Annotated in this window: 24 protein-coding genes; 9 read left to right on the forward strand and 15 right to left on the reverse strand. The window is 66.6% G+C overall.

Going from position 1 to position 24653, the window contains the following annotated elements:
* Nucleotides 1–47 precede the first annotated feature (47 nt).
* A complete protein-coding gene (locus ACSQ4M_RS01450; protein WP_436187907.1) occupies nucleotides 48–437 on the reverse strand; it encodes a GtrA family protein in 390 nt (129 codons plus the stop codon).
* A gap of 8 nt (nucleotides 438–445) precedes the next feature.
* A complete protein-coding gene (locus ACSQ4M_RS01455) occupies nucleotides 446–1360 on the reverse strand; it encodes a glycosyltransferase family 2 protein (RefSeq protein ID WP_436187908.1) in 915 nt (304 codons plus the stop codon).
* A gap of 39 nt (nucleotides 1361–1399) precedes the next feature.
* On the opposite strand from ACSQ4M_RS01455, the gene ACSQ4M_RS01460 reads away from it, so the two are divergent.
* Nucleotides 1400–1564: a hypothetical protein gene (locus ACSQ4M_RS01460; protein WP_436187909.1), complete on the forward strand. Its 165-nt coding sequence runs from the start codon at nucleotides 1400–1402 to the stop codon at nucleotides 1562–1564.
* Nucleotides 1565–1612: 48 nt separating this feature from the next.
* Here ACSQ4M_RS01460 and ACSQ4M_RS01465 read toward each other — a convergent pair whose 3' ends face one another.
* From ACSQ4M_RS01465 to rfbB, 7 genes are read right to left on the reverse strand one after another with little or no spacing between them, the layout of a single operon-like run.
* The gene (locus ACSQ4M_RS01465; protein WP_436187910.1) at nucleotides 1613–5833 is read right to left on the reverse strand and encodes a glycosyltransferase; all 4221 of its coding nucleotides are present in this window, start codon (nucleotides 5831–5833) and stop codon (nucleotides 1613–1615) included.
* Complete coding sequence (locus ACSQ4M_RS01470; RefSeq protein WP_436187911.1) at nucleotides 5830–7179, reverse strand: ABC transporter ATP-binding protein; 1350 nt, start codon at nucleotides 7177–7179, stop codon at nucleotides 5830–5832. The genes ACSQ4M_RS01465 and ACSQ4M_RS01470 overlap by 4 nt, the downstream gene beginning before the upstream one ends.
* Nucleotides 7169–7987: an ABC transporter permease gene (locus ACSQ4M_RS01475; RefSeq protein ID WP_436187912.1), complete on the reverse strand. Its 819-nt coding sequence runs from the start codon at nucleotides 7985–7987 to the stop codon at nucleotides 7169–7171. Before ACSQ4M_RS01475 ends, ACSQ4M_RS01470 begins: the two co-directional genes overlap by 11 nt.
* Nucleotides 7984–8535, reverse strand: coding sequence for a dTDP-4-dehydrorhamnose 3,5-epimerase (rfbC, locus tag ACSQ4M_RS01480; RefSeq protein WP_436187913.1), 552 nt, complete (start codon nucleotides 8533–8535; stop codon nucleotides 7984–7986). Before rfbC ends, ACSQ4M_RS01475 begins: the two co-directional genes overlap by 4 nt.
* Nucleotides 8535–9422, reverse strand: coding sequence for a glucose-1-phosphate thymidylyltransferase RfbA (gene rfbA, locus ACSQ4M_RS01485; RefSeq protein WP_436187914.1), 888 nt, complete (start codon nucleotides 9420–9422; stop codon nucleotides 8535–8537). The genes rfbC and rfbA overlap by 1 nt, the downstream gene beginning before the upstream one ends.
* Nucleotides 9419–10327: a dTDP-4-dehydrorhamnose reductase gene (gene rfbD, locus ACSQ4M_RS01490; RefSeq protein ID WP_436187915.1), complete on the reverse strand. Its 909-nt coding sequence runs from the start codon at nucleotides 10325–10327 to the stop codon at nucleotides 9419–9421. Before rfbD ends, rfbA begins: the two co-directional genes overlap by 4 nt.
* Nucleotides 10324–11394, reverse strand: coding sequence for a dTDP-glucose 4,6-dehydratase (gene rfbB, locus ACSQ4M_RS01495; RefSeq protein WP_436187916.1), 1071 nt, complete (start codon nucleotides 11392–11394; stop codon nucleotides 10324–10326). The genes rfbD and rfbB overlap by 4 nt, the downstream gene beginning before the upstream one ends.
* Nucleotides 11395–11491: 97 nt before the next feature.
* On the opposite strand from rfbB, the gene ACSQ4M_RS01500 reads away from it, so the two are divergent.
* The 6 genes from ACSQ4M_RS01500 (at nucleotide 11492) to ACSQ4M_RS01525 (ending at nucleotide 14829) form a co-directional block, all read left to right on the forward strand.
* The gene (locus ACSQ4M_RS01500) at nucleotides 11492–12010 is read left to right on the forward strand and encodes a phasin family protein (protein WP_436187917.1); all 519 of its coding nucleotides are present in this window, start codon (nucleotides 11492–11494) and stop codon (nucleotides 12008–12010) included.
* Nucleotides 12011–12016: 6 nt separating this feature from the next.
* Nucleotides 12017–12433: a hypothetical protein gene (locus tag ACSQ4M_RS01505; RefSeq protein WP_436187918.1), complete on the forward strand. Its 417-nt coding sequence runs from the start codon at nucleotides 12017–12019 to the stop codon at nucleotides 12431–12433.
* A 47-nt stretch (nucleotides 12434–12480) separates the two neighbouring features.
* Nucleotides 12481–13158 (forward strand): TetR/AcrR family transcriptional regulator, encoded by a 678-nt coding sequence (locus ACSQ4M_RS01510; RefSeq protein ID WP_436187919.1) that lies wholly within the window; start codon nucleotides 12481–12483, stop codon nucleotides 13156–13158.
* Nucleotides 13159–13194: 36 nt separating this feature from the next.
* The gene (locus tag ACSQ4M_RS01515) at nucleotides 13195–13968 is read left to right on the forward strand and encodes a hypothetical protein (protein ID WP_436187920.1); all 774 of its coding nucleotides are present in this window, start codon (nucleotides 13195–13197) and stop codon (nucleotides 13966–13968) included.
* Between the two features lie 100 nt (nucleotides 13969–14068).
* Nucleotides 14069–14515, forward strand: coding sequence for a hemerythrin domain-containing protein (locus ACSQ4M_RS01520; RefSeq protein ID WP_436187921.1), 447 nt, complete (start codon nucleotides 14069–14071; stop codon nucleotides 14513–14515).
* A 56-nt stretch (nucleotides 14516–14571) separates the two neighbouring features.
* Nucleotides 14572–14829: an acyl-CoA-binding protein gene (locus ACSQ4M_RS01525; RefSeq protein WP_436187922.1), complete on the forward strand. Its 258-nt coding sequence runs from the start codon at nucleotides 14572–14574 to the stop codon at nucleotides 14827–14829.
* A 4-nt stretch (nucleotides 14830–14833) separates the two neighbouring features.
* On the opposite strand, the gene ACSQ4M_RS01530 is transcribed toward ACSQ4M_RS01525, so the two are convergent.
* Entirely contained in the window at nucleotides 14834–15832 is a 999-nt protein-coding gene (locus ACSQ4M_RS01530; RefSeq protein WP_436193949.1) for an aminopeptidase, read from the reverse strand.
* Between the two features lie 196 nt (nucleotides 15833–16028).
* Between ACSQ4M_RS01530 and ACSQ4M_RS01535 the strand changes: the two genes are divergently transcribed.
* Nucleotides 16029–17567 (forward strand): gamma-glutamyltransferase family protein, encoded by a 1539-nt coding sequence (locus tag ACSQ4M_RS01535; protein WP_436187923.1) that lies wholly within the window; start codon nucleotides 16029–16031, stop codon nucleotides 17565–17567.
* 30 nt (nucleotides 17568–17597) lie between these two features.
* Here the strand turns inward: ACSQ4M_RS01535 and ACSQ4M_RS01540 are convergent, their stop codons facing one another.
* From ACSQ4M_RS01540 to ACSQ4M_RS01560, 5 genes are read right to left on the reverse strand one after another with little or no spacing between them, the layout of a single operon-like run.
* On the reverse strand, nucleotides 17598–17990 hold the full coding sequence (locus ACSQ4M_RS01540) for a RidA family protein (RefSeq protein WP_436187924.1): 393 nt from the start codon (nucleotides 17988–17990) through the stop codon (nucleotides 17598–17600).
* Nucleotides 17987–19612, reverse strand: coding sequence for an AMP-binding protein (locus ACSQ4M_RS01545; protein WP_436187925.1), 1626 nt, complete (start codon nucleotides 19610–19612; stop codon nucleotides 17987–17989). Before ACSQ4M_RS01545 ends, ACSQ4M_RS01540 begins: the two co-directional genes overlap by 4 nt.
* A gap of 2 nt (nucleotides 19613–19614) precedes the next feature.
* Nucleotides 19615–20469, reverse strand: coding sequence for an enoyl-CoA hydratase family protein (locus ACSQ4M_RS01550; protein ID WP_436187926.1), 855 nt, complete (start codon nucleotides 20467–20469; stop codon nucleotides 19615–19617).
* Nucleotides 20466–20942, reverse strand: coding sequence for a MarR family winged helix-turn-helix transcriptional regulator (locus ACSQ4M_RS01555; RefSeq protein ID WP_436187927.1), 477 nt, complete (start codon nucleotides 20940–20942; stop codon nucleotides 20466–20468). Before ACSQ4M_RS01555 ends, ACSQ4M_RS01550 begins: the two co-directional genes overlap by 4 nt.
* A gap of 1 nt (nucleotide 20943) precedes the next feature.
* Complete coding sequence (locus ACSQ4M_RS01560; RefSeq protein WP_436187928.1) at nucleotides 20944–23259, reverse strand: bifunctional salicylyl-CoA 5-hydroxylase/oxidoreductase; 2316 nt, start codon at nucleotides 23257–23259, stop codon at nucleotides 20944–20946.
* Nucleotides 23260–23381: 122 nt separating this feature from the next.
* Between ACSQ4M_RS01560 and ACSQ4M_RS01565 the strand changes: the two genes are divergently transcribed.
* Nucleotides 23382–24650: a class I SAM-dependent methyltransferase gene (locus tag ACSQ4M_RS01565; protein WP_436187929.1), complete on the forward strand. Its 1269-nt coding sequence runs from the start codon at nucleotides 23382–23384 to the stop codon at nucleotides 24648–24650.
* Nucleotides 24651–24653: the final 3 nt, after the last annotated feature.

The raw sequence follows: 24653 nt of genomic DNA on the forward strand, positions 1-24653 counted from the left end.
CGCATGCGTCCAAAACGCAATTTTTCTCTGTCGTCACACTTTCACCTTCATTTGCGTCCGAACACATACCGTCGAGCCGATACATAGTTCAGCACCAAGCCAGCCAGCGATCCTGCCGCGACGCCGAGCACCGGCCAGCGGCCCACGATGTCCATGCGCCACACCAACGCGGCGTAGACGAAGTAATTGGCGGCGAACCCACCCAGCTGTGATACGAGGTAGCGCCCCCATTCAAGCCAGCGAGACGACTCGGCACGCGTGTCAGCGAACGTGATCGAGCGGTTGAACAGCCACGTGGTCGAAACCGCACACAGAAACGACACCAATCTGGCGCAGTACGGGCCAGCACCTGCCCATGTGGTCAGCGCGTACAACACCCCCGCATCCACCAGGAAGGCGAGCCCACCAGCGATGCAGAACAGTCCAAAGCGCTGCATCGGCCTGCTTAGCGCGGCGCAGACTGGTTCAGGTACGCCAGCATCTTGGTCTCATGCCGGCCACGGGTCACCGTGTCCAGAATCAGTCCAACCGTACCGCTGAGCAAGCCGGCCAGCATCACCCCGGTTGCGAACAGGGCCGTCGGCAGGCGCGGCACCAGGCCGGTCGCAAGGAACTCGAACACCACCGGAACAACCAGCACCACAGCCACGACAGCCAACCCCGCACCGAGCCCCCCGAAGAAGACCAACGGACGCTCGGCGCTGAACAGCCGCAGCATCGTGCGCAGGATGCGAAACCCATCCTTGTAAGTGCTGAGCTTGCTGAAAGAGCCTTCCGGACGTTCCTTATAGGGTGTCTCGACTTCGCCCACCGACATCTTCATTTCGAGCGCATGCACCGTCAGTTCGGTCTCGATGTCAAAACCGCTGCTGAGCACCGGAAAGGATTTCACGAAGCGGCGCGAGAAAGCGCGGTAGCCAGTCAGGATATCGCGGCAGTTGCGCCCGAACAGCCAACTGAGAAACCCGGTCAACATTCGGTTGCCCCAAACATGGCCTGCACGATAGGCGTCCTCCACCTGAGCCTTGCGAACGCCAACAACCATGTCATGCCCACCTTCGAGCAAGCAGCGCACGAGTTGCGGAGCACTGGCTGCGTGGTAAGTGTCATCCCCGTCCACCATTACATAGACATCGGCATCGACATCAGCGAACTGGCGGCGCACCACATGCCCCTTGCCCTGCAGAGTCACGTGGCGCACATGGGCACCGCTCGCAGTTGCGATCTCTGCCGTGCTGTCGCGTGAGTTGTTGTCAAACACCCAGACTTCCGCATGCGGCAACGCCGCGCGGAAATCTTCCACCACCTTGGCAATGGCCACGGCTTCGTTGTAGCAAGGAATCAGTACTGCAATGCGCATCGGAGCGCCTCCCCATCGATGTGATCTGATCGGCCTCGCATGCAAGCCGTCTTGATTGCTCAGACGCTCCATGCGAGCCGTGAAAAACTGAAGGCCCGCCGCTTTGAAGCACGGAGTTGCCCGCCCTATCTGCCCGTTCAACCCATGCAGCGGACTTTTTATGACTGCTTCCTGTGCGCATCCATCGGCACTGCGGCGCCATGAAGGCTACCCGCCACCGGCAACACATCCGCAAACAGCTGCGCCCTCTTCTCAGGCACGTACGTCGATGTCCATCTCAAACACCCGGCGCAGCGCCTCCCGTGAGAAGCGCGCATGCACGAAATCCGCGCCAGCGACAGCCGTTATGGCCCAGGCCCGTGCATCGGACATCAGCAGGAGCAGTGCGTCGGCGATTTGCTGGGCCTCATCCGCGACCGCGGCCACCTCTTCGATGCCAGCGAGCCCCTGGGCTCCAACGGAGGTGGTCACCATCGGCAACGCATGGTGCAAGGCTTCCAGCACCTTGCCCTTGACGCCCGCTCCGAACCGTAACGGAATCACGGCGGCCCCGCTGCGCCTGTAGTACGCATGTAACTCGTCATCGCTGACATGGCCGATCACCCGGACGCCGTCGCTCGCGAGGCCCTGCACCTCGGCAGTCGGATTGGAACCAACCAGCGCAAGAGTGGCATCTGGCAACTGGCTCTTGATGCGCGGGAAGATGTCTTTTACCAACCACTTCGCCGCATCGACATTGGGCGGGTGCCCGAATCCCGCGACAAACAGCAACGCATGCGGATCGCGCCCCTCTCGCGCAACGGCAGGATAGGGCTGCTCGAAGAAGTACAACGGAACGGTTCGCGCAGCCACCTGCGGTAACAGGGACTGGACAACCCGTGTCTCCGTTGCAGAGGGGTAATACACGACATCACAGTTGCGCCACAACATCTCCTCGACGGCGCGGATCTGTGCGGCTTCGCGATGCAGGCGATTTTCCCCGGTCTTCTCGAACTCAAGCATCAGGCGGGCGTAGTGAAGATCGTGCCCGTAATACAGCAGCTTGGCTCGGGTGTGGGAGCGCACTGCCTCCCAGTGGTCCACCGCGATGTGGGGGCGATTCAGGAACACATAGTCGAGATCCTGCGTGTGCGCCTGGATCCAGTCTGCGTAACGTCCAACGAATTCATTGCCGTAGAAGACCTCGATGCCCTCTTGTTCCAGCAAAGGCGAGTACTGCGTGTCGTGCCAGTGGTTGGCTGGCCAAAACTTCACATTCAGGCCCATGGCACGAAACTCGCGGAGGAAACACCAGATGCTGCGGGAGCCAGCGTCCCGGTCTGGTTGCGGGACATAGTGGTCGACTACAAGAATCGTGCGTTTGCCAATGGAACGATCATGCGCCCTGAATGGATTGACGCCGTTGTCGAGGTGCTCACGCTCCAAGGTGGATTTCCAGCGCGCATAAAACTTTTTCTGGTTCTCGACTTGATGCGCCTTGATGCCGCTCCCGGTGTCCGTCCCGTGGGAAATACCCTCGTAGTGGATGACGACCGACTGTGGCTGGTACATCACTGTCTTGCCTGCCGCACGGACGCGGAATGCCAAGTCGGTGTCTTCATAGTAGGCCGGCAGGTAGTGCTCGTCGAAACCACCCAACTGCTGCCAGAGCGCGGCAGGGATCATGAGAGAAGCGCCCGAACAGTAGTCCGCCTCCTTCACGTAGTTGTACACAGGGCGGGATGGATCGTCGAGCCGCCCCCAATTCCAGGCAGACCCATCGCGCCACAGGATGCCCCCGGCCTCCTGCAATCGCCCATCTGGATAGACGAGCTTGGAACCAACGAGGCCGCAGTCGCGATGCTTCTCAAACAAGGCCAGCATGCTATCGAGCCAGCCCGCAGTCACTTCCGTGTCGTTGTTGAGCAGGTAGATATACCTCCCTTTAGCCTGCTTCGCGGCAGCATTGCAAGACCGCAGGAATCCCAGATTCTGTGGATGGCTGATGTAGCGCAGCCCAGGGATGCGGCGAATCAGGTCGATCTGCGGGTCGCCCGATGCATCTTCGGCGACAACCACTTCGATGGACGCACGCGGCATATGCGTGGCAATCGATCGCACACATGCCAGGGTGTGTTCCAGGTTGCCGTAGGTCGGGATGACGATGGAAACATCGGGTTTAGCGACCACGGGAAAGCGAAGCGAAGACAGCACCTCGGCAAAGTCCTCCTGCGGCACCGGACCTTCGCCCACCGGGGCAAGCGGCGCATTGTCGCGTTGCCGGCGCCAGATTTCATAATGGACGACCCCCGTGAACAGCGGGCCTGCCAGGCGATACGCAATCGCAGCAGCCCGGTCTTTCATATGACCGGGAATAGGTGCGCGCTTGTAGCTGGCGCGCGCTAGCCGCACGATCTCCGGCGCCACGAGCGTACGGATCGTAGACCATTCACCGCGCGCAATACGCGCCAACATGCGCAATGGCTTGGTGACACGCCACGACAAGGATCCGGCGAGTGCGGCGCGCTTGGCCTCTATGTCTGCACGGTCGCGCTGAGATTGGGCTAACTGCAACTGCACATTGCCGAGCAGCGTGCGCTGAGCAGCGATGCCCGCATTCAACTGGCTGCGCTCTTGATCGGCATGGGCGAGACGCTCCTGCAATGACTTGCACTCGGTCTGTGTTTGCGACAAGGTCGCGTCAAGCTGCAAAGCCCAGGCCGTACGCTCGTCGAACTCTTTCTGAAGTCGCTCATGTGCTTCTGCAAACTGGCTCAGCTGCATCCCGCGGCGTTGCACGGCCGATGACAAGTTGTCCATTGGCAGCGCGGCACTAGCAGCCCAGTCCAGCCGATCCGCCAGCACCGTTCCCGTCAACTCGGCCTGCAGCTGCGCTTCCTCACGAGCGTAGTTCTCGATGTCATGCACGTCGACGTGCAGACCCGTGGCCTGAATCGTCGTAAGCACGAAACTTTGGCGCGTCCACTCCATCGCGTCGGCGCAGCGACCAAAACGGGAAACGGAATTGAGGAGCAGCAGCAAAGTCCGGAACAGCAGCCAACCAACGGAGATCCCGTCCCGCAAGACCCATTCGCGGTCGATCACTGCGAAGCCCTGACCCTGCGGCTTGACAATGATGTTCTGAGGCACGAGATCGAAGAAGACACCCGGCAATCGGGTGTTGGCGTCCCAGGGAACTGCAGGCATCTGCGCGCCTTCCGCCAGATCGGCCGCGGTGCGCAGATAGGCGCGCAGAAGCCCCCCGACTTCCTCTGACGTCCATCCATCGGCCGACACGGCCCGGATCAAGCCAAGCGACAAGGGAACGCCGTGGACGTAGGCCGCAGAAGCCCCCAGCACATGCTGCACATGCGCCGAGGCGACACCCTCGGACGGAACAAGGCGCCGGTACTCCAGCTTGATCGCTCCGCCGTCCTGCCGCACGAACTGCGTCTCCTTGCAGTACGGCTTGGCGCGGTCGGTGCTGTAGTGGTACGCCAATACCGGCGACGCATCCGGCACAACCGGTGCCTGCCTGGCAACGAACAGGAAGGAATTCGCCAGGTCCAGCGCCAGTCCGTTGCGGGCCAGCACAGGCCAGACAAGTTCCGGCGAGAAAGCCAGCACCTCCGGCAACTGCGGGTCGCGGCGCGCACTCTGCCAGGCGAATGCAGTGGCATCGAAGTCCTGTGCGAGAAATCCCTCTTCCGTGACGATGGACAACGGCAGCTTGTAGTCCGGGAACGGTGCCATGCACTGGACCTGCACGAAACCTGCTCCGTGCAGCATGGCTTGCAGTGCAGCGCGGCCGAACGTCTGAGTCTCATCGGCCCGGTACCGGTCCTCCACGCCATACATGGCCACGCCGAAATGGTCTTCCGGTGCCGCAGCAAAGTACTTGAGGCCCAGCTGATTCTCGATTGCGATGATGAGCCGCCCCTGCGGTTTGAGCAGTGCACGCGCGCGCTGGAGCATCACCTGCGCTGGGGATTCACCAGTCACAAAACGGTTGGCGTACTCGAGCACGCCGACCAGCGTCACGACGTCGAAGCGCTGCGAAGTCGAGAACTGCTCGAAGCTGTCGGCCACCACCTCCACGTTCGCAAGGTCGCGCGTCCGCGCACGTGCGATCGCGGCACGCCGCGGTGAGCCTTCCAGCGCCAGCACCTGTGCGCCGCTTTCGCCAAGGTAACGCGTGATGGCGCCACAGCCCGCGCCGATTTCCAGAACCTGCGCGCCTGCCAGCGTCAATTGAAACGGACGCAGGATGTTGGCGCGCGTTCCGGTCAGGTGGTACAGCGACGGCCAATCGGTGCAATGTCCACGCAGTTCGGTCGAGAGGACGCTAAGATCCTCCACATTGGCAACGATGGATCCAATGCGTTGCTCGACCTCATCGCCATCGCTATAGGCAATGCCGCCGAATCCCTCGCGCACCCACACCTGCGCCGCCGGATCGAGCGTGTATCCCTTGATCAAAAGATCGTCTTTCATGATGAAGCCGAAATGTTCCTGAAGCTCAGCCCCAGATCCGCCAGTCCGAAGAACCGCGCGTCGGGACCGACTTGAAGATGAATGGAGTCGTAGCGGCGGTCGTGCGGCACGATGTCCTCGCCATCCCGTGTCGCGACCCCCAGAGAAATGAAGTAGTCACCCTGCGCCAGGCGGCAAGTGAATGCCATCTCGACGGCGACCAAGGAATCGGACTTGCCGAGCGCTTTAATGCCATGCGCATCGAGCGTTTCCGAGTTGGCGCCATACACGGTCACGCCTTCTTTGGTCTTGATGGTCACCCCAAGGATGGGACGCAGCAATTCCTTCTGGAACCGGATGGAGACGCCAAGCCGGATCGTCTGGCCACTCGAGAGTACGGCTGGATAGAGTTCCTCGTCCGCAGCGAGATAGAAGTCCAAGATCGCCGCGGAACCATCGCCCCATCGGTACTCGTGGGGGTTGTAGCCCGGATGCTGCGCAAACACATCGTCCGAGTCGCTCAACGGAAATGCGGCGCACACTGGAAGTGCTGCGGCACTGCTTGTTGATGGCTGCGCCGCCGCAGGCGCCACTGCGCGCTCTCTGCCGAACAGTAGGTCGAGGTACCGGTTGGCCACGCGCCTGGGCTCCCCCGAATCCAGGACACCGCCATCGCTCAGCAGGATCGCGCGCGAACAATGCGTCACGATCTGCTCTGTGGAATGGGTCACCAGAAGAATGCTGGTGCCGTTCTCTTTCAATTGGCGCAAGCGCTCGAAGCAGCGTGCCTGGAATTTCGCATCGCCCACCGCAAGAGCCTCGTCGACGATGAGGATGTCCGGCTCGACCTGGGCCTGCACAGCAAAGGCCAGCCGCACCATCATGCCGCTGGAGTAGGTCTTGACTGGCTGATCGACGAAATCGCCAATGTCGGCGAACTCGACGATCGCGTCATAGCGCGCATCGGTCTCCTGCTTGGTCAGCCCGAGCAAGGCCGCATTCATGTAGACGTTGTCGCGACCAGTGAAATCAGGGTTGAATCCGGACCCGAGTTCCAGCAGTGCTGCAACCCGGCCTCGGGTCTCGACAACCCCGCCAGTCGGCGACAGGGTGCCGCAGATGAGTTGCAGCAAGGTGGATTTGCCAGCCCCGTTGCGCCCCAGGATCCCCACTGTCTCGCCGCGCCCGACGTCGAAAGACACATCGCGCAACGCCCAGAATTCGCGGCAGTAGGCCTTCTGCGGCTGCCCCGTCCAGTGCCGCAGGCGCGGCATCAGAAACGACTTCAGCCGGTCGCTGGGTCGCTCATAGATCTGGAAGCATTTGCTCAGGCTCTCGACATGGATCGCTGCATGGTCAGAGGACATCGGCGAACCCTTTGCGCACACGCGCGAACCAGGTCCATCCCAGCCACGCCACGGCGTACGCCACCACCCAATACATCGCCCAGCCAAGCCAGTTCACCGGCTCGCCCCAGATCGCAGCGTTGCGCACCTGCTCCAGGATGAACGTGATCGGGTTGAGATAAAGGTAGTGCGCAAAGCCCGCCGGCACGGAATGCAACGGATAGAAGACAGGCGCCAGAAACATCAGGAGGGCCGTCACGATGCCCATCAGTTGGCCAATGTCGCGAAGGTAGACGCCCAAAGAGGACACGATCCAGACCAAGCCAACGGTCATCAAAACCAGCGGCGACACCAGCACCGGTACGAGCAGAAACGACCAGGAAATGGCGCCCTGCCACACGAACAGGGCGCCAGCGAAAATCAGCAGCGCGATCAAGAAATGGAACAGCGCCGTTCCCACCGACACCCAGGCCAAGGTTTCCAGCGGAAAGACGATCTTCTTGACGAGGTTGGCGTTGCCCACGATCAGCGTTGGGGCGCGCTGCAGGCATTCGGCCACCAGCGCGTGGATGATGAGTCCGCCGAACATCACGACGGCAAACTCCAGTGGATCGGTGGAAGCCGCGCGCCAGCGGGATTTGAAAACCACGCCAAACACGAAGGTGTAGATGGTCAGCATCAACAGCGGGTTGATGAAGGACCACACGATGCCAAGAAAGGAACCGGCGTAGCGGCCGGCGACTTCACGCCGGACCAACTGGCTGATCAGCGACCGGTGGACCCATAAGGATTGGACAACAGCGGTCGGCGCATTCGCGGTTAGGGTCAAGGAAAAACCTCGGCCTGGGCGAACGGCAACCCTTGCTGGTCCTTGGCCGACAGTTGCGGCAAGCCGCCTGTTTGCGGCCAATGGACTGCGAGCGTCGGATCGTTCCACGCAATGCACCGTTCGTGCGTGGCCGCGTAGTAGCCGGTTGTCTTGTAGATAAAGTCGGCTGTGTCGCTCAGCACCAGGAATCCATGCGCAAAACCGGGCGGCACCCAGAGCTGGCAGTGGTTGTCCTCCGTCAATTCGGTGCCGACCCATTGACCGAAGCTCGGGGATGAAGCGCGGATATCGACCGCGACATCGAACACTGCACCTCGCACTACACGCACCAGCTTGCCCTGCGCATGGGGCGGCAGTTGGTAATGCAAGCCGCGCATCACGCCCTTGCTGCTGCGACTGTGGTTGTCCTGCACGAAATCCAGATCCACCCCGGTTGCTGCGCGAAAGCCTTCGGCATTGAAGCTCTCGTAGAAGAAGCCCCGCGCATCGCCGAACACCTTAGGTTCGATCAGCAGCACATCGGGAATCGCAAGCCGCGTCACCTTCATCAAAACACCTGTTCCTTCAGCAGACGCAGCAGATACTGGCCGTATCCACTTTTGAGCAGAGGGGCCGCCAGCCGCTCGAGCTGGACAGCATCGACCCACCGCTGGCGAAAAGCAATCTCTTCCGGGCAGGCTACCTTCAAACCCTGGCGGTGCTCGATGGTCGCAATGAACTGGCTGGCTTCCAGCAGACTTTCATGCGTGCCGGTGTCCAACCAGGCGTAGCCCCGCCCCATGATCTCGACATCGAGCTTGCCTTCGTCGAGGTAAAGCCGGTTCAGGTCCGTGATCTCCAGCTCCCCGCGCGCGGAGGGCCTGAGTTGCCTGGCCAGCTTTGCCGCGCGTCCGTCATAGAAGTACAGACCTGTCACCGCGTAGTTCGACTTGGGCTCGCGCGGCTTTTCCTCCAGGGAGAGGACCCTGCCTTCGGCATTGAACTGGGCCACGCCATAGCGCTCGGGATCGTTCACGTGATACGCGAACACGCTTGCACCGTCTGTGCGGCGACCGGCGCTCTCCAGCAGATCCTGGAAGTCGTGGCCATGGAAGATGTTGTCGCCCAGCACCAACGTGCTCGGCGCTCCATCCAGGAAGGCCTCTCCGATCAGAAAGGCCTGCGCCAATCCGTCCGGACTCGGCTGCACTGCGTACTGCAGACTCAGCCCCCATTGACTCCCATCTCCCAGCAGTTGCTGGAACCGCGGCGTATCCTGCGGCGTGCTGATCACCAGGATGTCGCGAATTCCCGCCAACATCAGCGTGCTGAGCGGGTAATAGATCATTGGTTTGTCATACACCGGCAGCAACTGCTTGCTGATGGCCAGCGTGGCCGGGTGCAGCCGGGTGCCGGAGCCGCCAGCCAGGATGATGCCCTTGCGTTTCGTCGTCATGCGAGGCGTTCCAAGTTCTCCGTGAGCATGCGTGCCACGCCGGCCTGCCAATGCGGCAGCACCACACCGAAAGCTTCGCGCAGCTTGTGTGTGTCCAAACGGCTGTTGCCAGGTCGCGGCGCCGCAACCTTGAAGGCAGTCGATGGGACGGGCTGTACCGCGTCGCCCACCGCCTTGAGCACCAGTCCGCGCTGCTGGGCAAAGTCGATCACGAAGCGCGCGTAGCCATGCCACGAGGTTTCGCCGGCAGCCACCAGGTGGTACAGACCGGCCAGCGCATCGCCGCCCGCCGCCTGCGTTCGACGCAATGCCAATGCCGTCACATCGGCCAGCAACTCCGCGCCGGTTGGCGCGCCGAACTGGTCGTCGACCACGGTCAGGTGCTCGCGCTCGGCTGCCAAGCGCAGCATGGTCTTGGCGAAGTTCTGGCCGCGCGCGGCGTAGACCCAGCTGGTGCGAAAGATGAGATGCCGTTGGCATTGCTGCTGAAGAAGCAGCTCGCCTTCCAGTTTGGTGCGGCCATAGACGGACAGCGGGCCGGTCGGGCTGCGTTCCGTCCATGGCTGGTCGCCACTGCCGTCGAACACGTAGTCGGTCGAGTAGTGGACCATCCAGGCGCCCAGCGCCTGCGCCTCGCGCGCGAGCACACCGACGCCCACCGCGTTCAATGCGCGCGCAAATTCAGGCTCGCTCTCGGCCTTGTCCACTGCCGTGTGGGCGGCGGCATTCACGATGACGGTCGGCGCGACGCGACGCACGGTTTCCGCCAGTTCCTCGGGCCTGCTCAAGTCGCCGCACAGCTCGGTGCTGTCGAAGTCCAATGCCACCAGCTCGCCCAGCGGTGCCAAGCTGCGCTGCAACTCCCAGCCGACCTGGCCACCCTTGCCCAACAACAGGATCTTCATGCTGCAGCGCGCTCGCCGTAGTTCGTCGACACCCACTCGCGGTAAGCGCCGCTTTGCACGCGCGCGACCCAGTCGCCGTTCGCGAGGTACCACTCCACCGTTTTGCGAATGCCTGTGTCGAAGGTCTCGGCCGGCTTCCAGCCGAGCTCGCGCTCGATCTTGCGCGCGTCGATCGCGTAGCGGCGGTCGTGGCCGGGGCGGTCTGTCACGTAGGCGATCTGCTCGGCATAGGACTTGCCGTCGGCATGCGGCCGCTTCTCGTCCAGCAGAGCGCAGACGGTGCGCACGATCTCCAAGTTGGGCTTTTCGTTCCAGCCGCCCACGTTGTAGACCTCGCCAAGGCGGCCCGCCTCCAGCACACGTCGGATGGCACTGCAGTGGTCGCCGACGTAGAGCCAGTCACGGATCTGCTGCCCATCGCCATACACCGGCAGTGGCTTGCCGGCCAGCGCGTTGACGATCATCAGCGGGATCAGCTTCTCGGGGAAATGGAACGGGCCGTAGTTGTTGCTGCAGTTGGTCGTCAGCACCGGCAGGCCGTAGGTGTGGTGGTAGGCACGCACCAGGTGGTCGCTGGCGGCCTTGCTGGCCGAATACGGGCTGTTGGGCTCGTAGCGGTGCTGCTCGGTGAAGGCCGGCGCCTGCGCATCCAGCGAGCCGTAGACCTCGTCGGTGGACACATGCAGGAAGCGGAATGCCGCCTTGCGCTCGGCCGGCAGTGCACCCCAGTACGCGCGCACGGCCTCCAGCAGCCCGAAGGTGCCGACCACGTTGGTCTCGATGAAGGCGGCCGGTCCATGGATGGAACGGTCCACATGCGATTCGGCTGCGAAGTTCACGACGGCACGGACTTCGTTCTCGGTCAGCAGGCGGCCGACCAACGCCGTGTCCCCGATGTCGCCCTGCACGAACCGATGCCTGGCGTCGTCAGCCAGACCGGCCAGGTTTTCCAGGTTGCCCGCATACGTGAGCTTGTCCAGGTTCAGTACGGGTTCGCCAACCTTGGCCACCCAATCCAGAACGAAGTTGGTGCCGATGAAGCCGGCGCCGCCGGTGACAAGAATCATGGGGAGTATCCGCAAAACGAACCGGCGATTATCGCAGGGCAGTTGTAACGCCAATGGCGCTTACAGTTACCGGCATCCACTCCTTCGAGGATCGGCCATGGCCAAAAAACCCAACCCCTTCAACCCGTTCGGCGACGACGCCTCGGCCGCCCAGTTCGCCGAATCGGTCCGTGCCTCGGCCCAGCAGATCTGGCTGGCCGGCCTGGGCGCCTTCGCCAAGGCCCAGGCCGAGGGCAGCAAGGTCTTCGAAGGGCTGGTCAAGGAGGGCGCCGACATGCAGGACAAGACCCAGGCGGCCGCCCGGGAGGGCCTGCACGAGGCCGGAACGCGTTTTGGCAGCATGGCCAGCGAGTTCGGCGCGCGCGCCGCCGGCCAGTGGGACAAGCTGGAAGGCATCTTCGAGGAGCGCGTGGCCAAGGCGCTGCGCAAGCTCGGTGTGCCACGGATCGATGAGCTGGAACAGCTGGCCGCCCGCGTCGATGCGCTGGAACGTGCAGCACAACGCCCGGCGACAGCGCGCAAGACCACCGCCCGGCCCCGCCACGCCGCGGCGACACCACCGGCCGCACCGACCAAACGCGCCGCCCGCAAGCGACCGGTGCCACGCAAGGACTGAACGGCCATGCCCGAAGACAAGATCTGGGATGCTGCAGCACTGCGGGACCTCGCCGCCCAGGCCGCCCCCGCGCCTTGCGCCTCCTGCGCCACGCTGCCCACCACCGGCTGGGAAACCGTCCCCGTCTCGCTGGACCGCCAGCGCCTGGAGCCCCTGGGCACGCTCTACGATCCGCAGGCCGGCAACCCGCTCGACACCACGCTGGAGGAATACCACCCCCAGCGCACGCGCTACTGGTCGGCCGACGCGCCCATCGCGCCGGCCTGGTTCCCTTACAACCGCTGCGGCGTCTGGCGCTGCCGAACCTGCGCCACGGTGTTCCTGCGCTATGCCGAGCACGGGGGCTACTTCGAGGAAGAGCGCATCCGCCGCGTCGTGCCTGCCCTGGTCGACCAGGCGGCCCCGCCACCGGGAAATACCTAGCGGCCGGCGGGCGCTGGCTGCGGCATGCTGCCTCCCAGGGAGGACCGATGCCGAAGAAAGCTCCGCGCCGCACGGCCGAACGCATCCTGGAAGTCACACTGGCGCTGTTCAATCGCTTCGGCGCACCCAATGTCTCCACCACGCTGATCGCCGCCGAACTGGGCATCAGCCCCGGCAATCTCTACTACCACTATCCCGCCAAAGACGAGTTGCTGGGTGCGCTGTTCGACCGCTACACCCAGCACATGCACGAGCTGCTGGACGCCGGCGCCGAGGTCCGCGACGTGGAAGACGCCTGGTTCTTCCTGCACAGCCTGTTCGAGCGCATCTGGGAATACCGCTTCCTCTACCGCGACCTCAACGATCTGCTCAGCAACCACCGCCGGCTCGAACAGCAGGTCCAGCAGGTGCTGCAGGCCAAGACGCGGGCGGTGCGCGACATGCTGGCCAGCCTCTCGGCCAGCGGCGCGCTGCAGATCGACCCGCGCACGGCCGAGCCCACTGCCACCAGCATGGTGGTGGTGCTGAGCTGGTGGCTCAGCTACGAATACGCCCGCGCGCCGCGCGACGCGCTGGAACCGGCTGCGGCGCAGGCCGCGCTACTGCGCGGCGCCCACCATGTGCTGATGTTGCTGGCGCCATACCTGGTGCTGGCGCAACGCGAACACTTGCTCGCGCTGGTCGCGGCCTACGCCCGCGAAGCGCCTGTCACGCAAACCACCTAGACTTGGCGCGACACCCGCCACAAAGAGGAGACCACGATGGGCGACTGGAGCGCATTCCCGCATGCGGGCGCATTCCATTTCGATGCAGCCGGCGTGCTCCAATGTTGGACCAGGCTGCACGCTGGCGATGCCGAGCCACCACCCTCAGACCCCGCCGTGCTGCAGGCCTGGGTACTGTTCCACAACGGCGACTTCGCACAGGCCTGCGCGGCGGGCCTGGCGGCCGGCGGCAAAGGGATGACCGTGGCCAACAAGGCCACCGCCATCTACGCCAACTACCTGGAGCCCAGCGAGAAGGAGCGGCTGGACCTGTTCCGGCTGGTCGCCACACGGGCCGAGCAGCAGGCTCAGGCCACGCCGGACGACCCGAACGCCTGGTATTGGCACGCCTACGCGCTGGGCCGCTACAGCCAGGGCATCAGCATCGCCAAGGCGCTGGCCCAGGGCCTGGGCACCAAGGTCAAGGAATCGCTGGAAAAGGTCATCGCGCTGTCGCCGCGGCATGCCGATGCCCACCTCGCATTGGGCACCTTCCATGCCGAAGTCATCGACAAGGTCGGCGCGCTGATCGGTTCCATGACCTACGGCGTCAAGAAGGAGGTCGGCCTGCGCATGTTCCGCCAGGGCCTGGAACTGCATCCGGCCTCGGTCATCGGCATGGTGGAATACGCCCACGCGCTGCTGATGCTCGAAGGCGACAGCCGCATGGACGAGGCCAACCGTCTCTACGAGCATGCCGCGGCCGCGGAGCCGCAGGACGCCACCGAGCGGCTGGACGTGGACGTCGCGCAGGCCGCCCTGGCCGACTGACAGCACGCGCAGCTGTCCTACAGCGCGACCCGGCCCACGGCCCTGGCCGTGCCGGCATGCCGCAGCGAGCATGCAGGGCACCCATCCCGGAGCCCTTGCCATGCTGAACATCTTCGAAGCCCTGCGCATCAGCCACCAGTTGCAACGCGCGCTGGCCGACCAATTGGTCGCCACCAGCGGCGACAGCCCCGAGCGCCAACAGCTGTTCCGCGACCTGCGCTGCGAGCTGGCCGCGCACGAAACCGCGGAAGAGCGCTGCTTCTATGCCCCGCTCATGGAGCACGACGCCGCCGTCGACACCTCGCGCCACGGCATCGCGGAGCACCACGAGATGGACGAGATGGTCGAGGAGCTGATGGACCTGGACATGTCCTCGCCGGCCTGGCTCGTCAAGGCGCGTGCGCTGCACCACAAGCTGCACCACCACCTGGACGAGGAGGAGCAGAAGTTCTTCCAGCTGGCCGGCAAAGTGCTCAGTGCCGCGCAGAAGACGGCGCTGGCGAAAGAGTACGAGGCAGAATTCACCACACAGCGTGTGCAGGCCTGATGCCGTCGGGGCCGAAGCGCCGTGTACCCGCTGAAGTCCAAGAAGAGGAGCCCGCCATGTCCGAACTGCAGACCGCCTTCCAGGCCGCCGTCGTCGCCTCCCAGCAGCGCAGCCAGCGCCCCGACAACGCCACACTGCTGCGCCTGTATGGCCTGTACAAGCAGGCCAGCACCGGCGACAACAAGGTTCCCAAGCCGGGCTTCTCCGACATGGTCGGCCGCGCCAAGTGGGACGCCTGGAACAAGCTGCAAGGCATGTCGGCCGAAGACGCGATGCAGCAGTACATCGACGGCATCGCGGCGCTCGACGACTGAGGTTTCAGCGCGCTGCCAGCGCGGCCAGGGCAGCGTCGCGCTCGGCCCTGGGTTGTGCCGCCAGCGCCGCCACGGCGGCATGGAAGCGCGCCCAGTCGCGGCCTTCGCGCGCGAACAAGGCCTCGAAGGCCGGAACCTGCCCGTCGTAGGCCGCCTGCACGCCGAACACGGCATTGTTGGCGCGCGCGATGTAGGCGTCGTAGCCCGCGAAGCCGGCCCAGTGCTCGCGCTTGAGCCGCGCATAGGATGCGTGGAAGTCCGCCATCGCGCGGGCCTTGCGCTGCTCCATGGGCTCCGGATTGGCGTCGTCCGCGTACACCGCGGCCAGTGCCTGGCGCGTCTGCAGCATCAGCGCGCGCAGTTCGCGGCGGCGCCCGTCGAAGCGCAGGTAGGCCTCGCGCGCACCATCGCCGGCTTCGCTGGCCAGCCATTCCGCCCCCCCCAGCCGCTCGACCGCCGTGGCGTAGGACTCGTTGAAGGTGGTGTCGTCCTTCACGTAGACGACCTGGTGCGCGAGCTCGTGGAACAGCAGGCGGGCCAGCTCGCCCTCGTTGGAGCGGATGAAGGTGTTGAGCAGCGGGTCGCCGCCCAGCCAGTTCATCCAGCCCAGCGTGGAGTAGGCGGGCACGCCGTAGACACTCGTCTCCATGCCTTCGGCACGCAGCCGGTCCGCCAGCGCGCGCGCCTCGGCCTCGTCGAAGTAGCCGCGGTAGCCGATGCAGCCCGTGAACGGGAAGCACCAGGTCTTCAGGGTCAGCGCGTACGGCGGCGCCGCCACGGCATTCCACACGGCCGCTTGGCGGTGCAGGTCAGCGTAACGGTGGTAACTTGCGTTGTCGGGCAGATGCAGACGCTCCACCGCAAACCGGCGCATGCGCTGCGCCAGCTCCAGCCGCTGGCGCAGCTCGGGCGGCGTCGCGGGGTCGTCCAGCCAATCCTGGATCGGGCGGGCCGCCTGCATCAGCGCCAGGTGGCCGCGGGCCGACTGCAGGTAGTAGGACATGTCGGCGCACCCCGCCAGGGCCGACAGCACCAGCGCGACGCCAACGCGCTTGAACAATGCACGATTCCACACATCGGGCAGTTTACGGGCAGACCATCCGCGCTCTGGCACGCAGGTTGCTGGCGGTCCGGCACGCCCTCCCTGTTCCGTGCAACGGCCGTGAACCAAGACGCCCCGCCAGCGTCGAACTGCTGACATGCCAAAGCCTCCCCGTCCCAAGAGCCAGTACGGTCGACTCACCGCGCTTGCCAGCGGCCACCATCTCGCCACCTTGACGGCCCAGCGCGTGGTCGAGCAAGGCGGCTCGCTGGTGGACGCGATGGTGGCCGCGTCGGCAATGTTGACAGTGACCTTGCCGCATGCCGGATCGCTGGGCGGCTGCGGCGTGCTGCTGGTCTACGACGCGGCCTCGCACCAGGTGCAGGTGCTCAACGGCACCGGCCGGGCACCGGCCGCCACGCCGGTGGAGGAGCTGGCCAGCACTGGCCTGCCACGGCACGGGGTGCGCGCCGCGGTCACGCCCACGCTGGTGCGCCTGTGGGCACGTGCGCACGAACGCTTCGGCCGGCTGCCCTGGGCGCAGCTGCTGGCGCCGGCCACCGCCGCGGCTTCGGCCGGCATCGGCACCTCCGAGGAACTCGCGCGCAACCTGCTGCAGGCCGATCCCAGCATCGCGGCACAGCCGGGCTTCACCGACGCATTCCACCGCAACGGCCAGCCGCTCGCCGCGGGCCAGCCCATGCGCCAGCCGCAGTTGGCCGAGGTGCTGCAGGCCATTGCACGGCAGGGCGAGGCAGGCTTCTACACCGGCTGGGTCGCGCGCAGCCTGGCCGCCTTCTGCGCCGAGCACGGCGGCTGGCTGGGCCAGGACGACTTGGCGCAGGCCCAGGCCGACTGGTGGGAGAGCTGGAGCACGCACTACGCCGGCCGCCAGGTGCACGTGGCGCCGCCGAACTCGGCCGGCGTGCTGATGCTGCGCCAGCTCAACCTGCGCGCCGCCGCCGGCGCGGTGCAGAACGACCCGGCGCACGACGTGCTGCGCGCCGTGGCCGTGCTGCAGCGCTACCGCGCCCGCCTGGGCGACCCGGCGCGCCGCCGCCTCATGCCGGCCGATTTCGAGCTTGGCGAGCGCCACATCGGCAACGGCCCGCTGGACGCCACCGCCACACGGCTGACGCCCGCCGATGCCACCGGTTTCGTCGCCATGGACGTGGACGGCAACGCCGTGGCCCTGCTGCAAAGCGTGTTCCAGCCGCTGGGCAGCGGCGCCGTGGACCCCGGCACCGGCGTGCTGCTGAACAACCGCATGGCCGAGTTCCGTGCCGAGCCCGGCCTGCCCAACAGCGTGCAGCCGCGCGCCCGGCCGGCGCACACGCTTTCGCCCTGGATCGTGGTGCACGGCAACCGTGCCGAGCTGGCTGCCATCTCGCCGGGCGGCATCGGCCAGACCACCGGCGGCCTGCAGCTGGCCAGCGGCGCGCTGGAGAGCGAGGCCACGCTGGGCGAGCTCGCGGGCCGGCCGCGCTGGAGCTTCAACGACGCGGGCGAGGTGCTGCTGGAAGCCGGCATGGACGGGGCCGTGGCGCCCGCCCTGCGCGCGCACGGCCTCACCGTGCAGGAGGACGCGGGCCAACAGCTGCACTTCGGCTCCGTCAAGGCGGTGCGCGCCCTTGCGCATGGCGGCCTGGAAGCCGTGGCCGACCTGCGCCGCCAGGCGCATGCCGTGGCCTGGTAGGGCGCATGGCCGCGGCAGCGGCCATTTTTGTCAGTCGGGCAGCACCGCCGTGGCCTCGATCTCCACCTTGGCGCGCGCCTCCATCAGCGCGCTGACCTCCACGCAACTCATGGCCGGGAAATGCCGGCCGATGTGGGCCCGGTAGGCCTGGCCCAGTTCGCGCTGGCGGCGCAAATACTCCGCGCGGTCGGTCACGTACCAGGTCATGCGCACGATGTGCTCGGGGCCGGCGCCGGCCTCGCGCAGCACGGCCACCACATTGGCCAGGGCCTGGGCGGTCTGGTCGATGAAGTCATCGCTCTCGAACTGCTGGGCGGCGTTCCAGCCGATCTGGCCGCCCACGCACACCAGTGTGCCGCGGGCGGCCACGCCGTTCGCATAGCCCTTGGCAGGGGCCCAGCCGGGGGGTTGCAGGAACTTCATGGCTCTCTCAACTTGTAGCGCTGCAACTTGCCGGTCTCGGTGCGCGGCAGCGCCGGCAGGAAGGCCACCTCGCGCGGGTATTTGTAGGGTGCCAGGCTGGCCTTCACATGCGCCTGCAGCGCGCGCACCAGCGCCGCATCGCCGCTGTACCCCGGCCGCAGTACACAGAAGGCCTTGACCAGCATGCCGCGCTCGGCATCGGGCTTGCCGACCACGGCGCATTCGGCCACGGCCGGGTGCTGCAGCAGCACGTCCTCGACCTCGGGACCGCCCACGTTGTAGCCCGCCGTGACAATCATGTCGTCGGCCCGGGCCTGGTAGAAGAAGTAGCCGTCGGCGTCCTGGACGAAGGCATCGCCGGGGTAGTTCCAGCCCTGCTGCACGTACTGCGCCTGGCGCGCATCGTCCAGGTAGCGGCAACCCACCGGGCCGACCAGCGCCAGGCGGCCGACACTGCCGCGCGGCAGTTCGCGCCCCTCCTCGTCGACGACCCGGGCCGTGAAGCCTGGCACCACCTGGCCCACGGCGCCGCGCCGCATGCGCTCGGGCGGCGAGGAGATGTAGATGTGGAACACCTCGGTGCCGCCGATGCCGTCCAGCATCTCGATGCCCGTGGCCTCCTTCCAGAGCTGGCGCGTGGCATCGGGCAGCGCCTCGCCGGCGCTGACGCAAAGTCGCAGCTGCGGCAACCCGCCCAACGCCTTGGCGTGCGGCGCCATCTGGCGGTAGAAGGTCGGCGCCGTGTAGCAGATGGTGGCGCCGACCGCGCGCGCCTGGCGCACCAGGCTCTCGGGCGTGTAGGGCGCATCCGGGAAGTAAACCGAGGCGCCCGCCCACATCGGGAACAGCAGCAGCCCGCCCAGGCCGAAGGTGAAGGCCAGCGGCGGCGAGCCGACCACGACGTCCTCGCTGCGCGCGCGCAGCACCTGGCGTGGCCAGCAATTGCACATGGCCAGCACGTCGCGGTGGCTGATGACGGGCGCCTTGGGCCGGCCCGTGGTGCCCGAGGTGAAGGCGATCAGCGCGATGTCGTCGGCCGCCGTCGGGCACGCGCTGCAGTGGCCCGGCTTGCGTGCTGCGCGCGCCTCCAGGCTGGTGGCGTCGTCGGGCGCGTGGAAGACCACTGTGCCGGCCGGCAGCTGGTCTGCGCCGGGCGCCTGGCGCAGCTCGTCGAGCAGCCGGGCCTCGCACAGCGCCGCGGCCGGCTGCGCCTTGGCGATGATCTGGCCGAGTTCGCGCGCCCGCAGCAGCGGCATGGTGGCCACCGCGATCAGCCCGGCCTTGACCACGGCCAGCCAGGCCAGCGCCAGCGTGATGGAGTTGCCACCGCGCAGCAGCACCCGGTTGCCGGGCACCAGGCCCAGGTCCTCGGTCAGCACCAGGACGATACGGTCGACCTCGGTGCGCGCCTCGCGGTAACTCAGCGTGCGCGCGTCCGAGCGCAGCAGCGGGCGGTCTGCCCAGGGCTGCGCGGCCGCCTTGTCCAGCAGTTCCTCGACCAGGTTGAGCTGGTCGGGCAATTGCAGCTCCGGCAGGTCGTAGCGCAGCTGTGCGCATTGCGCAGGCGGCGGCAGGCGCTCGTGCACGAAGCGATCGAGCTGCGCGCTGGTGCCGCGGGCCATGCTCAGTCTCCCTGGAAGACGGGCTTGCGCCTGGCCGCGAAGGCTTCGTAGGCGCGGCGGAAGTCTTCCGTCTGCATGCAGATGGCCTGGGCCTGGGCTTCGGCCTCGATGGCCTGGTCGATGCCCATGGACCATTCCTGCGCCAGCATGGTCTTGGTCATGCCGTGGGCGAAGCTGGGGCCGGCGGCCAACTCGCGCGCCATGGCCTGGGCCTGGTCCAGCAGTGCATCGGGCGCGTGCAGGGCATTGAAAAAGCCCCAGGCCAGGCCTTCGGCGGCCGTCATGGCGCGGCCCGTGTACAGCAACTCGGACGCGCGGCCCTGGCCGATCACGCGCGGCAGCAGCGCGCAGGCGCCCATGTCGGCACCGGCCAGGCCCACGCGCGTGAACAGAAAGGCCGTGCGTGCCGCCTCGGTGCCGTAGCGCAGGTCGCAGGCCAGCGCCAGCATCGCGCCGGCACCGGCGCAGACCCCGTCGATGGCGCCCACGATGGGCTGCGGGCAGGCACGCATGCACTTGACCAGCTCGCCCGTCATGCGCGTGAAGGCCAGCAGCTCGGGCATGGGCATGCGGGTCAGCGGGCCGATGATCTCGTGCACATCGCCGCCCGAGCAGAAATTGCCGCCGGCCCCGGCCAGCACCACGGCCCGCACGTCGGTGGCAAAGCGCAGGCCATGGAACAGGTCGCGCAGTTCGGCATAGGAGTCGAAGCTCAGCGGGTTCTTGCGCTCGGGCCGGCGCAAGGTGATGGTGCCCACGCCGGCGTCGACCTGCCAGTCGACATGCCGGCCCTGGTAGCCGGCACGCTCGGAGAACTGGGCACGCATGGGGTTGTCCATGCCGATGGGGTAGCTCATTCGGTCTCCAGGAAGTTGTGTTGCGTGTGCTGCTTGACCTTGCCCAGCAGCTTGTGCAGCGTGCCGATGTCGCGCGCGCCAAGGCCGGCGAAGGCCTCGACGATCCACTGCTCGTGCTGCTGCGCCATGGTGCGGAACTGGGCGCGCCCTCGCGCGGTCAGCCGCACGCGGTAGGCACGCCGGTCGCCCTCCACGTCCACGCGCTCCACCAGTCCCTCGGCGACCAGCTGGTCGGTGATGCCCGTGACATTGCCGCCCGTCACCATCAGGCGGGCCGAGAGTTCGCGCATCTTGAGCCCCGCGGGCACGCGCTCGAGCTGGGCCATCAGGTCGAAGCGCGGCAAGGTGGTGGCGAACTGGGTGCGCAGGCGCGCGCGGATCTGGCGTTCGACCTGCTGGGTGCAGGTCAGCATGCGCAGCCACAGGCGCAGCTCCTCGGGATGTTCGCTGTGGGCGCGGGCTTCGAGGTCCATGTCAGTGCCTGTCGGGTTCGTCGGTGGCGGCACGCTGGCGCGCCAGCTCGCGCAGCAGCTGGTCGCGCCCGGCCAGGTAGGGCAGCGGCCAGTCGGGCTGAGGCGCGGCCTGCAGGCGCGCCGCTTCATGCAGGGTCCAGGCCGGATCGGCCAGGTGCGGCCGCGCCACGGCGCACAGGTCGGCGCGGCCGGCGGCGATGATGCCGTTGGCCTGGTCGCCGTCGGTGATCGCGCCGACCGCGATGGTGCGGATGCCCACCTCCTGGCGGATGCGGTCGGCGAACGGGGTCTGGTACATGCGGCCGTACACCGGCCGGGCCGCGCGCGTGGTCTGGCCAGAGGACACGTCGATCACGTCGCAGCCGGCGGCCTGGAAGGCGCGCGCGACCGCCACGGCATCGTCACCGGTGTGGCCGCCGGGCGCCCAGTCGTGCGCCGAGATGCGCACGCTCATGGGCCGCTCGGCGGGCCAGACCGCGCGCATCGCCGTGAAGACCTCGAGCGGATAGCGCAGTCGGTTCTCCAGCGGTCCGCCGTAGGCGTCGCTGCGCAGGTTGGTCAGCGGCGTGATGAAGCTCGACAGCAGGTAGCCGTGCGCGCAGTGCAGCTCCAGCCAGTCGAAGCCGGCGGCAGCGGCGCGCGCGGTGGCGGCCACGAAGGCGTCGCACAACGCGTCCATGTCGGCGCGCGTCATGGCCTGCGGCACCTGGTTGTCGGGGCCGTAGGCCACGGCGCTGGCGGCCAGCAGCGGCCAGTTGCCTGCGGGCAGCGGCGCGTCCACCGCCTCCCAGCCGCGCTGAGTCGAGCCCTTGGGCCCGCTGTGGCCCAGCTGCAGGCCGATGGCGGCGCTGCTGCCGGCATGCACGAAGTCGACGATGCGCGCGAAGGCCTGCTGCTGCGCCGTGTTCCACAGGCCCGGACAGCCCGGCGTGATGCGGCCCCCGGGCGTGGGGCTGGTCATCTCCACGAACACCATGGCCGCGCCGCCCAGCGCACGGGCGCCCAGGTGCACGAGGTGGAAATCCTGCGGCACGCCGTCGACGGCGCTGTAGGTGGCCATGGGCGAGACCAGGATGCGGTTCTTGAGCGTGAGCCCGCGCACCGTGAGCGGCAGCAGCATCGGCAACCGCGCGTCTGCGCCGCCGGCCAGCCAGCGCTCGTGGTCGGCCAGCCAGCGCGCGTCGCGCAGGCGCAGGTTTTCGTGGCCGATGCGCTGCGAGCGCGTGAGCAGCGAGTACATGAACTGCTCCATGGGCAGGCCGCTGTAGCGCGCCACGTTCTCGAACCACTCGGTGGAGTTGCGCGCCGCGTTCTGGATCTTGAGCACCTCCACACTGCGGCGCGCCTCGAAGGCGGCCAACGCCGCATCCAGCGTGGGCTCGGCGGCGATGGCGCCGGCCAGGTCGATCGCGTCCTCCAGCGCCAGCTTGGTGCCGCTGCCGATGGAGAAATGCGCCGTGTGCGCGGCATCGCCCATCAGCACCACCGGAACGCTGCGGCCATCGAGCGCGAGCCGGTGCACCCAGCGCGCGCAGACCACGCGTGGAAAGCGGATCCAGATGGCCGAACCACGCAGGTGCGCGGCATTGCTGATGAGCTTCTCGCCATCCAGGTAACGCGCGAACAACCGCTCGCAGAAGGCGATCGCGTCCTCCTGCGCCATGCGGTCCAGGCCATGGGCCTGCCAGACGGCCTCAGGCGTCTCGACGATGAAGGTCGAGGTCTCGCCGTCGAACTGGTAGGCATGGGCCTGGAACCAGCCGTGCGCGGTCCACTCGAAGGCGAAGGTGAAAGCATCGAAGCGCTTGCGCGTTCCCAGCCAGACGAAGCGGCAGGCGCGCAGGTCCACGTCGGGACGGAAGGTCTCGGCATGGCGCTGGCGCACGCGGCTGTTCAGGCCGTCGCAGGCGATGACGAGGTCGGCCCCGTGCTGCTGCGCCACGGCCTGGTCGTCGCGCACTTCGGTCTCGAACACCAGCTGCACGCCCAGCTCCAGGCAGCGCGCCTGCAGGATGTCCAGCAGCCGCTTGCGGCCGATGCCGCAAAAGCCATGGCCACCCGAGCGCAGGCTGCGGCCCTTGAAGAAGACTTCGATGTCGTCCCAGTGGTGGAACTGCTCGCCGATGCACGCGGCCGAGGCTGGGTCCGCCGCCTGCAGGTTTTCCAGGGTCTGGTCGGACAGCACCACGCCCCAGCCGAAGGTATCGCCGGCGCGGTTGCGTTCCAGCACGGTGACCCGGTGCGCGGGGTTCTGCCGCTGCATCAGCAGCGCGAAGTACAGGCCGGCCGGCCCTCCGCCGATGCACAGGATGTTCATGCTCGAATAGTTTAGGCCTCAATTATTGCAAGTCAATCGGGTCGAGCTTGGCCGGGTAAGCGGTCCCGTCCTACAGAACCATGCCTTGACCAGGGCTTTCGCAATTGGCAAGAATTTGTTGCATGCGCAACCCCCTCATCCCCAAAATCGAAGCCCAGCTGCAAGGATTGCCAGTCCCCGTCGCACTGCAGCTGCCGGCCGGTGAACGCGTGGGCGCCAGCGGTGCCAAGGTCACGCTGGCGTTCCAGGACTGGTCCAGCCTGGCCACCATGGCCGCCGGGCAGATCGGCCGGCTGGCCGAAGACTTCGTCGAGAGCCGTGTGCAGTTGCAGGGCCGCATGCGTGACCTCATGGAGGTGGCTGCCCGGCTGCTGCCAGGGCACCCCGGTGAGCAGGCGGCGTCGGGCTGGTGGGGCAACATGCTGCGCCGTGCCAGATCACTGGCCGCGCATTCGCAGGCCAAGGACGCCGAGCAGATCCAGTTCCACTACGACGTCTCGGACGACTTCTACGCCCTGTGGCTGGACGACAAGCGCGTGTACTCCTGCGCGTACTTCCGCGAGGCCGACATGACACTCGGCCAGGCCCAGGAGGCCAAGCTCGACCACATCTGCAGAAAGCTCATGCTGCACAGCGGCGAGCGCTTCCTGGACGTGGGCGCAGGCTGGGGCGGCCTGCTGTTGTGGGCCGCCGAGCACTATGGCGTGGACGCCACCGGCATCACGCTCTCGCACAACCAGCACGCGCACGTGAACCGCGAGATCGAGCGGCGCGGCCTGTCGGGCCGGGTGCGCATGCTGCTGTGCGACTACCGGGACCTGGACGCCGAGCCCTTCGACAAGATCGCCTCGGTCGGCATGTTCGAGCATGTGGGCCGGGCCAACATGCCGACCTACTTCGCCCGCATCCACGAACTGCTCAAGCCAGGCGGCCTGGTGCTCAACCACGGCATCACGGGCTCGTCGGTCCACCACGACCAACTCGGCGCCGGCATGGGCGACTTCATCGAGAAGTACATCTTCCCGGGCGGCGAACTGCTGCACGTCTCGCATGTGCTGCGCGAGCTGGCCGGCGCCGGCCTGGAGATGGTGGACACCGAAAACCTGCGCCCACACTACGCACGCACGCTGTGGGCCTGGTCCGATGCGCTGGAAGCCCGGCTGGACGAAGCCCGGCAGGTGCTCGCCTCCACGGCCAGGGACGTAGCAACGGCTGAACGCGTGCTGCGTGCCTACCGGCTGTACCTGGCCGGCAGCGCCATGAGCTTCGAGCACGACTGGATCTCGCTGCACCAGATGCTGGCCAGCCGGCCCAGCGGCAGCACCCGGGTGGGCCCGATGACGGGCGCACAATCTCCCTACCCGTTCAACCGCGGTTACATGTACCGCTGACCC

Source organism: Pseudorhodoferax sp. LjRoot39, from assembly GCF_964253035.1.
Lineage (GTDB): Bacteria > Pseudomonadota > Gammaproteobacteria > Burkholderiales > Burkholderiaceae_C > Pseudorhodoferax.

Coding starts and splice junctions, on each gene's coding strand:
- ACSQ4M_RS01460 (WP_436187909.1), top strand. CDS start 1,400: ATGCAAGCCGTCTTGATTGCTCAGACGCTCCATGCGAGCCGTGAAAAA.
- ACSQ4M_RS01470 (WP_436187911.1), bottom strand. CDS start 7,179: ATGTCCTCTGACCATGCAGCGATCCATGTCGAGAGCCTGAGCAAATGC.
- ACSQ4M_RS01565 (WP_436187929.1), top strand. CDS start 23,382: ATGCGCAACCCCCTCATCCCCAAAATCGAAGCCCAGCTGCAAGGATTG.
- ACSQ4M_RS01465 (WP_436187910.1), bottom strand. CDS start 5,833: ATGAAAGACGATCTTTTGATCAAGGGATACACGCTCGATCCGGCGGCG.
- ACSQ4M_RS01525 (WP_436187922.1), top strand. CDS start 14,572: ATGTCCGAACTGCAGACCGCCTTCCAGGCCGCCGTCGTCGCCTCCCAG.
- ACSQ4M_RS01500 (WP_436187917.1), top strand. CDS start 11,492: ATGGCCAAAAAACCCAACCCCTTCAACCCGTTCGGCGACGACGCCTCG.
- ACSQ4M_RS01455 (WP_436187908.1), bottom strand. CDS start 1,360: ATGCGCATTGCAGTACTGATTCCTTGCTACAACGAAGCCGTGGCCATT.
- ACSQ4M_RS01555 (WP_436187927.1), bottom strand. CDS start 20,942: ATGGACCTCGAAGCCCGCGCCCACAGCGAACATCCCGAGGAGCTGCGC.
- ACSQ4M_RS01510 (WP_436187919.1), top strand. CDS start 12,481: ATGCCGAAGAAAGCTCCGCGCCGCACGGCCGAACGCATCCTGGAAGTC.
- ACSQ4M_RS01505 (WP_436187918.1), top strand. CDS start 12,017: ATGCCCGAAGACAAGATCTGGGATGCTGCAGCACTGCGGGACCTCGCC.
- ACSQ4M_RS01450 (WP_436187907.1), bottom strand. CDS start 437: ATGCAGCGCTTTGGACTGTTCTGCATCGCTGGTGGGCTCGCCTTCCTG.
- ACSQ4M_RS01540 (WP_436187924.1), bottom strand. CDS start 17,990: ATGAAGTTCCTGCAACCCCCCGGCTGGGCCCCTGCCAAGGGCTATGCG.
- rfbB (WP_436187916.1), bottom strand. CDS start 11,394: ATGATTCTTGTCACCGGCGGCGCCGGCTTCATCGGCACCAACTTCGTT.
- ACSQ4M_RS01515 (WP_436187920.1), top strand. CDS start 13,195: ATGGGCGACTGGAGCGCATTCCCGCATGCGGGCGCATTCCATTTCGAT.
- ACSQ4M_RS01535 (WP_436187923.1), top strand. CDS start 16,029: ATGCCAAAGCCTCCCCGTCCCAAGAGCCAGTACGGTCGACTCACCGCG.
- ACSQ4M_RS01560 (WP_436187928.1), bottom strand. CDS start 23,259: ATGAACATCCTGTGCATCGGCGGAGGGCCGGCCGGCCTGTACTTCGCG.
- rfbA (WP_436187914.1), bottom strand. CDS start 9,422: ATGACGACGAAACGCAAGGGCATCATCCTGGCTGGCGGCTCCGGCACC.
- rfbD (WP_436187915.1), bottom strand. CDS start 10,327: ATGAAGATCCTGTTGTTGGGCAAGGGTGGCCAGGTCGGCTGGGAGTTG.
- ACSQ4M_RS01520 (WP_436187921.1), top strand. CDS start 14,069: ATGCTGAACATCTTCGAAGCCCTGCGCATCAGCCACCAGTTGCAACGC.
- ACSQ4M_RS01550 (WP_436187926.1), bottom strand. CDS start 20,469: ATGAGCTACCCCATCGGCATGGACAACCCCATGCGTGCCCAGTTCTCC.
- ACSQ4M_RS01545 (WP_436187925.1), bottom strand. CDS start 19,612: ATGGCCCGCGGCACCAGCGCGCAGCTCGATCGCTTCGTGCACGAGCGC.
- rfbC (WP_436187913.1), bottom strand. CDS start 8,535: ATGAAGGTGACGCGGCTTGCGATTCCCGATGTGCTGCTGATCGAACCT.
- ACSQ4M_RS01530 (WP_436193949.1), bottom strand. CDS start 15,832: ATGTCCTACTACCTGCAGTCGGCCCGCGGCCACCTGGCGCTGATGCAG.